Genomic DNA, 8,854 nt, shown 5'->3' on the forward strand with positions numbered 1-8,854 from the left:
GGAGGATGATTTGAATAAGGTTATTTTATAATGATAAGACAATCTGTCAAGCTTGTACTAAAGCTTCTAAAAGTTATTTAACATAATGGTGGTTATACGCAATACACTTGTATATTAATATAAATATCAGATACTTAATAAAACCAGAAAAATCTAAAAATGCACAAAAAGCCGATTTTGAAACAAGTCGGCTTTTTTATGAGCGGTTTTGATATTTTTTGCCAACATTTTTGCTCAAAAAACACTCAAAACAGAAAATCACCTACAATCTATAAGGCTTTCAACCTGAAAAAAATCCACAATTTATGGGGATAACTCTGGGGCTATTTTTAAGCCATTTTTGTACGCTTTGACGTACAGTAATTTAAGGAATCTGCTTCTAGCTGATCAAAGCTTTATTTCTTATGATGTAGTCAAGGAAAGCAGGAAGCTCCAAACAACAAGAATAAGAAAGATCAGCACAAGGATGGTTAGGTACGACAGAAGTTATACCTTGCAACCAAACACGAAAAACCCCGACAGGATGTCGGGGTTTTTTATTACCATTTGAAAACTGACTAAGTTCACTATAAAATATAGACTATAATCTATATTTTGGTTGTGATATGTGGACAGTCATCACAACAGATCTGTTTAATGAGTGGCTTGAGCAGCAAGATGAATCAACACAAGAGAAAGTCCTCGCAGCTTTGGTCGTTCTACAGCAGCAGGGACCTAGCTTAGGTCGCCCTTTAGTGGATACCGTGTATGACTCTAAATTTACCAATATGAAAGAGCTACGCGTTCAGCATAGAGGTAAACCACTTAGAGCCTTTTTTGCATTTGATCCATTACGACAGGCCATTGTGCTTTGCATCGGTGATAAAGGCGGTAAAAAGCGTTTCTATAAAAGAGATGCTGGACATTGCAGAACAGCAATACGAACTTCATCTCTCAACCCTAGGAGAACAATCTAATGGCTAAAACCTTACAGGAATTATTGGTTAGTCGCTCTCCAGAGAGCCAAGCACGTATTAAAAAAATGGCTGATGAGCTACTGTTAGAGACTCAGCTCCATCTTATTCGAGAAGAGTTAGAGATTTCCCAAAAAGAACTTGCTGAAACTTTGGGAATAAAACAGCCATCACTTTCAGCAATTGAAAATCGTGGTAATGATTTAAAGATTTCAACCATGAAAAAGTATGTTGAGGCAATGGGTGGTAAGCTCCGTATTGATGTGGAGCTTCCAACAGGAAAACATATAGGATTTAATGTGTAACGATAAAAAAGGTAGCTATAAGCCACTGCTGTCCCACAATTTTTCACAAGAGGAAGCTTAAATAAGCTTCCTCTTGTTTAATGGGGATTTTATCGGGTGAGAATAAAGCTTTTAACGTTTTTCTTTCAAACAAATTCACTTGAATGATTCTGAGTAAGCGCTGCACTGTCCAGCCTTCTTTCCCCAGATGTTGAGCGAAACTCACCAGCAAATAGGCGATTAACGCGATCCAAATTTGAGTTTGTATGGCATTACGGCTTCGGCCTAGAAATGACTTTAATTTTAAATTCTGTTTAAGTGCTTTAAAGAACAGCTCCACTTTCCAACGGTCTTTATAAATTGCAGCAATCGTTAATGCTGCCAGATGAAAGTTATTACTCAGAAACTCAAACGTCCTGTTCTTATCGGTATCATAAAATTCTATACGTCTTAATAATTTGGGAGCACCTCTTTTCTTTGCATAAGCACTACTTAATTCAATCCATTCATCCGCAATAATACCTTTAGATGCTAATACGCTGCGGCTAGATTTCACTTGATAAACTGTCTTTGGGCGCAATCGGGTGACAAAACTGACCTTTTGATGAGTCAATTGGGCAAACCATTGATAATCAATATATCCTTTGTCAAATACGACAATACTGCCAGCAGGAAATTTGAATGCTCTGCCTTGTACCATATCATTTTCAATGCCATCCCCAAGCGCCACAAATTCAGGAATGGTATTGCTGTAATTTAAGCCAACGCTAAGTTTCATGCTGGCTTTGGATTCATGCACTTTGGCCCATTCACATAAGGAAAATGACAGATCAATATGGCTGGCATCCAGGGAATATAAGGGATTCTTAAAGCGGAATTTATGAGCTACTTTTGAGTGTTCATAAGATTTAAGCAAGGTGTAAAATAGCTGTTCATACAAGGCTGCAGGCTGTTCCTGATTGATTCGAGCCAGTGTACTGCGAGGGTGATAGACTTTGCTCCGAGAGCATTCAGCTTTTCTTGTTGACACTCTAGATTAGATTGAATATCCCGCAGACTTTGTCTGCAGGAAAGTTGAGACATCAGTATGGCAATGAACTGATCCCATCTTGAAGCGGCTCTAAATTTCTGACCGACATGATGTATTTGAACAAGACGTTCAAAATCTTGTCGGAGTATGGGTTTAATCAATTGATGAAATACGGTATTCTGATATGACAAAACCTGAGTCCTTGGTCGTTAAAGTGTTGGTTCGCACTTATATTTTAACGATTCAGACTCAGGTTTTTTTATTTAAATCAAACTATGGGACAGCAGTGAGCTATAAGCTCCCTTTTTTGTGTTAGAAACCATTTAAAGTGTCTGTATTCTCACCATTAAAAATGTCTGGTTTATGATGATCTAAATAACTTCTCAGGATATGACTCTATGAACGACACTGAAAATCAAAAAAAACTCCCATTCTCAGAGGATGAATTACTCGAAAATATAGATGAATATAAAGCACATGCAGATGAAATTACTGTGCTTACAGAAACCGAATTCGATTATTCATATTTCAAACACTCTACTCCATTTTTTCAAAAACAAATTAATTACTGTAGAGACAAAACCCTTGCTACATAAGGTTTTGGAGTCGTTTGTCTAAAAATAATCATAAAACAACCTAGAGCCTGTTTATTTCCTCTTTGTATCCTTAAACGGATAAGATTTTAGAAAAACCGATGGCTCAGAATTAAAAATCATTTAACTTTTATTTGTAATTGTAAACCGAAAGTATCGAGTAATTTCTGCATGGATTTCAAAGTAGGATTGCTCCCTGGTTGCTCCATTTTTTGCAGTGTCTGTGGCGCAATCTTAGTAATTTTAGCCATATCATTCAGTGTTAAATGTAGCTCTGTTCGAATAAATCGAGCAACTTGATAAAAAGACCAGTCTGGATGATTATTGATGGTTTCAAGCACAGATAGTCTTTTTTCCATTTGTTGAATAGGGGTCAATGGTTTAAAACGTTTATCCATGGCTGATCTCCTCCAACTGCTGGCAAATATTGATTATTCGATATTGGCTATTTTCCAGAATTTCATCCGCTACTTGAAGAGCCTGCATCTTTTCTAACAATCCCCGATAAATTGGTAACTGTTCAATTAATAAAGTTTTAATTTCTTGTGGACCAATCGAAGTGCTTTCAGCTATCTGCTCAATCACAGAACTCAAAAGTGGCATACCACCATGATCATCTCTTTCCCAACGAGTAGTACGTGCAATACCATCAGGATGTAACCACATTGGCGCAAAATCAAATAATGGTGTGAGCTGAATTTTACCATTATTGAAGCGTTGGATTGCTGTATTGCGAGTATGGTTATCTTTATTGCCTAAGGCAACATTTGCGAGATCACGCTTCAAATACTCAAATACTTCCTGCTTTGGTTCGGTACAAGCCTCCATAAGCAGGGTACATATTTGATTATGGGTCATTCTAACCCCAAAGCCCGCCTTCCCACCTAGAGATGCAAGGCTTTCCTGAGCAATTCTTTCAACTTTGCCATTAATTACTTTGCGATCAAATCTTGGAATAAACAAAGTCTTGCCATGTAGCTCAAGATCCCGGTGTACACGTAGTTGCAAGTACTGAGCGACTTTCATATACAAAGCTTCGTTCATCAGGATTTTATTCAAATTTTGATCACTGCCGCGGCTAAATTTAACCAACCAATGCTGCTTAACTTGATCATCTGGAAGAGTATGATCTAGATAGAAAAGATCATCATAACCTTGTGTTAACAACAATTTTGGCCACTCACCCTGAATACCAGATGAACCAGCAATAAAAAGTCCATAAGATGCGAGCGATTCAATAAACTTCTCTTTACGTTCAATAATTTGGCTTAGGCTAAATCCCTGATTCTGCAGCTTTGGGAAATGACTTTGTAACCACTCATGAGCCTCTTTGACTCGCAGATTCCCAATTGGATTTCCTGCGCCTGCTTTTAAAAGCGCCCAGTCCGCTTGTTCCTGAACATTCTCAGAAAAATCAAGCTGTATTAGTAATTCTTTGCGGCCGTATCCTTGAGGTAATAGATCCATAAGAAATGCTGGCCAAGTTGATTCCAATCTATTTTGAACGTTCACTGGTAAGTCATAAGCAAGCGCATGACCATCTCTTAGATCCATATATGAAATAGCATATTCGAACAAATATGATGTACGTGTAGCTGCCTGCCATCCAGCATTTTGATCATCCGTAACCTCAACCAAAGCACAGTCATGCCATTCATAGTCTTGGTAGATTTGCAGTGTACAGTATTGCTTCATAATTTTATTAAAATAGTAAAATATAATGATTTTATTGATTATATATCTATTTTAATATAAAAGTATAATTAAACTAAAAATCTCAATGATCACTCTAGGTGTCTAAGAAGAACTTATACATTTCTCAAAATTGCAATAAACTCATCTGATTTGCAGTAGAATTGATCAATATTAGGTTAAATCTCACCTCCTTATATTTTAGCTATCCTTTACATCATGTCAGAACGTCAACAACTCAGCCTTAGTGAATACCTTGCCACTGTACAGGAAGTCATCCATCTGACTTTTGATGGGGCAGTGTGGGTCAAGGCTGAGATCCGTAATTTAAGTATTAAAGGCGGTCACTATTATCTTGAGTTGGCTGAGAAAGATGAAGAAAGCCATAAGGTGATCGCTAGTTGTAAAGGCACCATTTGGAAATTTACGGCACAAAAAATAGTTCTAAAGTTTGAACGAGAAAGTGGTATTGAACTGTCGAAAGACCTGAATGTACTGATCAAGGTCAAAGCTAGATTTGATCCGCAATATGGCTTCTCGGTCAATATCGAAGATATCGACTCTAGCTTTACTCTAGGAGACATCGCCAAACGCTATCAGCAGATTCTGCTGCGACTGACTGAGGAAGGCCTGCTCAATAACAATAAACAGTTGCCGGTACCCTTTGATATTCAGAATGTCTTGGTCATTGCACCGGAAAATGCTGCAGGGTTAGGTGACTTTAAAAAAGATGCGGATGCCCTGGCTCAGGCTGGTGTCTGCCATTTCGTTTATCATTCAGCAACTTTTCAGGGTAATACTGCTTCTGCCAGCATCATTCAGGTTTTGGGCCGTGCCTTAAGACAGTGGGCTCAAGATTACTTGATAGCACCAGACCTTATTGTGATTATCCGTGGTGGTGGAGCCGTGAATGACCTAGCTTACCTGAATGATTATGATCTGGCCGCACTGCTGTGTAAAAGAACTGTGCCTATCTGGGTCGGTATTGGCCACGAGAAAGACCACACTATTTTGGATGAAATTGCACACCGTTCCTTTGATACTCCGAGTAAAGTGATCGCAGGGATCCGTAACCTGATTGTGGAGCGAGTCAATGAAGTTAGTACTGCTTTGCAGACCATCAAGCTACTGTCACAGCACCAGTTGATCACCTACCAGAGCCAGAGTGATCAGTATCTGAAAACTATCAAAACTCTGACACAGAACCAGATCAATGAAGCCCAACGTAGAGTTGATATGCTGAAGAGTGATACTAAGTATCTTGCTCAACAACAGATTAAACTAGCTTCACAGCAGGTAGAGTCATTGATGAGGGAAACCTTGCTACAGAATCCACGTAATGTGATGGCCAAGGGCTATGCAATTGTCCGTAGCCAAGGCAAAGCCATCCGTTCCATACAGCAGATTACTGACCAGCAATTACAGATTGAACTTAAGGATGGCACCATTGATGCCACCGTGACACAGGTAAACGCACATGAACAATGAAGAACTAAGTTTCAAGAAAGGTTATGAAATTCTCAAGAAAAATGCCGAATTTCTTGAATCTCAGGAAGAACCGGATATTGATAACCTTATGGCGATCGTTGAAGAGTCCATGACTGCCTATAAAGCCTGCAAATTACGTATTGATGCTGTGCAACAGGCGTTGAATGACACCTTTAAAGAATAAAAATTCTAGGTCGAGAAAAGTCTAGAATGTTCTAGAAATAAAGGACATGAGATGGTGAAAACTGACAGTTAACCCAATAAATTTGCTTGAGCAGAGTTTTATTACTAACCACCTTTTCCTCGAGAGGTGTTACATGGATCCCAAACAACATACTTACGTTGTTAAATGGTTGACTGAGGATCAAGCCTGTGTCGGCTTATGTGTCGAGTTCTTCATTAAGCTGACTTAAACCAAATAGGTGAGGCTAATTAATTTAATGGCTGATCTTTAATAATCCCTGCCAGCTGAAATAGTTTTGGGTCAAATGGGTACGATTCATGGACCACTTTCGTTGTGGCAAGTAGCAGCTGCCAACAGCTAATTTAGTTTTCCCATATCTCGCCTGTACCGCTTCTAAAGTCTGCATGAGGCTTTCATTACTTTCACGCTGGCTGTGGTCCGTCAGCAGGTCAGGAGTAAAGCGCTGCTTAGCAATTAAATCCGTCAGAATTACACCACACTTTTTATATTTCACGTCAGATTTATAAATGTGTTCCAGCAGTTGCATAGCTGTTTTAATCAGATCCAAAACACAATCCGTCGGTTCAGGAAACTCAAAAGCCAACGATTTACTGTAATAGGGAACCTTTGAATCAAAAGGATTCGATTGCACAAAAGCAATGACACATCCACATAAGGAAGCGTCTGCTCGTAAACGTATGACCGCATCCTGTACATACTTGCCCATAGCCTCTTTGAGATCATCTTGCTCGGTAACTTTTTCACCAAATGAACGACTTGCTATGATTTGCTGTTTGGGGGGAGGGGCATCATCTAACTGCATACAAGAAACACCTTGCAGCTCCAATACTGTTCTTTGCATTACCACAGAAAAAAGGCTCGCCATGCGATGAGAATCTTGCATCACTAAATCCAGTACCGAATAGATTCCCATGGCATTTAGTTTTTTAACTAACTTACGACCAACGCCCCAAACTTCACCGACCTCAATGTCTGAATAAAGCATTTCCTGATCTAGGAAATCCATATTGAGTAAGTTACACACACCCTTGAAACCCTGTCTTTTTTTGGCAAGATGGTTGGCCATTTTGGCTTCAGTTTTACTACGCCCGATACCAATCGAGACGGGCAAGCCAATCCAATCCAACAATCGTTGTTTCATGTGATGCGCATACTGAGTTAAGTCAAAATTTTGTGCATAACTGGTCAGGTCTAAAAAACACTCATCAATTGAATAGATTTCCTGTTCAGGTGGCGCAACAAAACTAGCCAAAATTGAATGAAAACGCTTGGACATTTCAGCATATAAAGCATAGTTACTGGATAACACCACGACCTGATGTTGCTGAACAATATCTTGTATTTGAAAGAGAGGAACGCCCATTTTGATGCCCAGCGCTTTGGCTTCATTACTTCTTGCCACAGCACAGCCATCGTTATTGCTGAGAACAATGACAGGTTTGTTGTTTAGACTGGGATTAAATACCCGCTCACAACTGACATAACAGTTGTTAATATCAATCAGGGCATAAATCCGCTCGTAACTGCTCATCTGAACTTCTTGATCACACTGGTAACCACACCCCAAATCAGCATGGTTTGATTATCTTTCAAATAGATATCAGCAAAATCAGGATTAGCCGCCTGCAACCAGCATTGATTACCCTCAATCATTAAACGTTTAATCGTAAAATCATTGTCTATCAATGCCAGAACAATATCCCCATGCTTGGCTTCAATACTACGGTCAACGATTAGCTTGTCATTCAGATCAATCCCTGCATCACGCATGGATAAGGATTCCACTTCAACGATAAAGGTTGCCTGTTGGTTTTGAATAAGAAACTCGTTTAGATCAAGGGTCTTATCGATATAGTCCTGAGCAGGGGAAGGGAAGCCTGCAGCAACTTTTTGCAAAGCAACAGGAATCTCATAATGTGTTTTTGTCTCAAGCAATGTAATAGAGGAAATATCGTTAAACTTTGGAGTGTCATTTTTTTTCAGGTATTTCTTGATTTCCAATACACGAGACTCTGGCACCCGAATGACCTTGGTCGGTTCGTTATAGACAAAAGGACGGCCAGAACCTTTGCGTGCACCACCATGCTTATTTTGCGTCATTTTTATTATCAATCTTGATTATGTAACATAATTAAGATTATAGAAAACTCAGAATATAAAAACAAGATTGTCCGTTCTTTAATAAAGTATTATCCCAAATCTTGGGATTGCCATGATATTAGCAAAGCCACAAGATCAGTCAGACGACACAATAAAGATTGTCTAATCCTTGATCGTAGAGACTTTATATTTGAAGCAACAGAAGACCTAAAGGGCTTTACTGGTATCCATTGATTGTTCAGCAACATTAAATAAAACCGTGGAACATTGATTAAAGAATAGGCGTGGAACGTGAAAAATCATAAAAAAAGCCCACTCGAGGGTGAGTGGGCTGTAAACTAGGTGTTAGCATACTGAATTATAACACAATTTAAAAAGCTGTTGTTATTCACCAATTAAAATGTCTATGCGATAAACCATTTAAAATGTCCTGTTTTTAACTGCAAGAGTCAAGAACAGGATTTAAATTTCTTTGTTCATTGCTAGCTTTCTGAGCTTTACGACTCGGC

At 38.9% G+C, this 8,854-nt stretch carries 8 protein-coding genes and 2 pseudogenes; 5 read left to right on the plus strand and 5 right to left on the minus strand.

The genetic code is table 11. The features are described from left to right. Positions 1-605: 605 nt before the first annotated feature. A pseudogene (locus FTV18_RS13185) lies at positions 606-963 on the plus strand (type II toxin-antitoxin system RelE/ParE family toxin). Next, positions 956-1,258, plus strand: a complete 303-nt coding sequence (locus tag FTV18_RS13190; protein ID WP_096902794.1) for a helix-turn-helix domain-containing protein — start codon at positions 956-958, stop codon at positions 1,256-1,258. Before FTV18_RS13185 ends, FTV18_RS13190 begins: the two are co-directional and overlap by 8 nt. A 43-nt stretch (positions 1,259-1,301) precedes the next feature. On the opposite strand, the pseudogene FTV18_RS13195 reads toward FTV18_RS13190, so the two are convergent. After that, positions 1,302-2,458: pseudogene (locus FTV18_RS13195) on the minus strand (IS4 family transposase). 207 nt (positions 2,459-2,665) lie between these two features. Between FTV18_RS13195 and FTV18_RS13200 the strand changes: the two are divergent. Continuing rightward, positions 2,666-2,863, plus strand: a complete 198-nt coding sequence (locus FTV18_RS13200; protein ID WP_096902802.1) for a hypothetical protein — start codon at positions 2,666-2,668, stop codon at positions 2,861-2,863. Positions 2,864-2,979: 116 nt separating this feature from the next. On the opposite strand, the gene FTV18_RS13205 is transcribed toward FTV18_RS13200, so the two are convergent. Both FTV18_RS13205 and FTV18_RS13210 read right to left on the minus strand, forming a co-directional pair. Continuing rightward, positions 2,980-3,258, minus strand: a complete 279-nt coding sequence (locus FTV18_RS13205; RefSeq protein WP_000361155.1) for a helix-turn-helix domain-containing protein — start codon at positions 3,256-3,258, stop codon at positions 2,980-2,982. Beyond that, positions 3,251-4,555 carry a type II toxin-antitoxin system HipA family toxin gene (locus FTV18_RS13210; protein WP_000816116.1) on the minus strand — a complete coding sequence of 435 codons (1,305 nt, stop codon included), beginning with the start codon at positions 4,553-4,555 and terminating at the stop codon, positions 3,251-3,253. The genes FTV18_RS13205 and FTV18_RS13210 overlap by 8 nt, the downstream gene beginning before the upstream one ends. A 216-nt stretch (positions 4,556-4,771) precedes the next feature. Between FTV18_RS13210 and xseA the strand changes: the two genes are divergently transcribed. Both xseA and xseB read left to right on the plus strand, forming a co-directional pair. Beyond that, positions 4,772-6,040 (plus strand): exodeoxyribonuclease VII large subunit, encoded by a 1,269-nt coding sequence (gene xseA / locus FTV18_RS13215; RefSeq protein WP_000004127.1) that lies wholly within the window; start codon positions 4,772-4,774, stop codon positions 6,038-6,040. Next, entirely contained in the window at positions 6,030-6,224 is a 195-nt protein-coding gene (xseB, locus tag FTV18_RS13220) for an exodeoxyribonuclease VII small subunit (protein WP_001058302.1), read from the plus strand. Before xseA ends, xseB begins: the two co-directional genes overlap by 11 nt. 253 nt (positions 6,225-6,477) lie before the next feature. Here xseB and FTV18_RS13225 read toward each other — a convergent pair whose 3' ends face one another. Beyond that, complete coding sequence (locus FTV18_RS13225) at positions 6,478-7,776, minus strand: Y-family DNA polymerase (protein ID WP_000100479.1); 1,299 nt, start codon at positions 7,774-7,776, stop codon at positions 6,478-6,480. Further along, the gene (locus tag FTV18_RS13230; RefSeq protein ID WP_000193118.1) at positions 7,773-8,345 is read right to left on the minus strand and encodes a LexA family transcriptional regulator; all 573 of its coding nucleotides are present in this window, start codon (positions 8,343-8,345) and stop codon (positions 7,773-7,775) included. The genes FTV18_RS13225 and FTV18_RS13230 overlap by 4 nt, the downstream gene beginning before the upstream one ends. Positions 8,346-8,854 lie beyond the last annotated feature (509 nt).

It is taken from the genome of Acinetobacter sp. YH12241 (assembly GCF_013417535.1).
Classification (GTDB): Bacteria; Pseudomonadota; Gammaproteobacteria; order Pseudomonadales; family Moraxellaceae; genus Acinetobacter.

Bases quoted from the DNA above. Each gene is read 5' to 3' on its own strand.
- FTV18_RS13190 (WP_096902794.1), top strand. From the start codon at position 956: ATGGCTAAAACCTTACAGGAATTATTGGTTAGTCGCTCTCCAGAGAGC.
- FTV18_RS13200 (WP_096902802.1), top strand. From the start codon at position 2,666: ATGAACGACACTGAAAATCAAAAAAAACTCCCATTCTCAGAGGATGAA.
- FTV18_RS13205 (WP_000361155.1), bottom strand. From the start codon at position 3,258: ATGGATAAACGTTTTAAACCATTGACCCCTATTCAACAAATGGAAAAA.
- FTV18_RS13210 (WP_000816116.1), bottom strand. From the start codon at position 4,555: ATGAAGCAATACTGTACACTGCAAATCTACCAAGACTATGAATGGCAT.
- xseA (WP_000004127.1), top strand. From the start codon at position 4,772: ATGTCAGAACGTCAACAACTCAGCCTTAGTGAATACCTTGCCACTGTA.
- xseB (WP_001058302.1), top strand. From the start codon at position 6,030: ATGAACAATGAAGAACTAAGTTTCAAGAAAGGTTATGAAATTCTCAAG.
- FTV18_RS13225 (WP_000100479.1), bottom strand. From the start codon at position 7,776: ATGAGCAGTTACGAGCGGATTTATGCCCTGATTGATATTAACAACTGT.
- FTV18_RS13230 (WP_000193118.1), bottom strand. From the start codon at position 8,345: ATGACGCAAAATAAGCATGGTGGTGCACGCAAAGGTTCTGGCCGTCCT.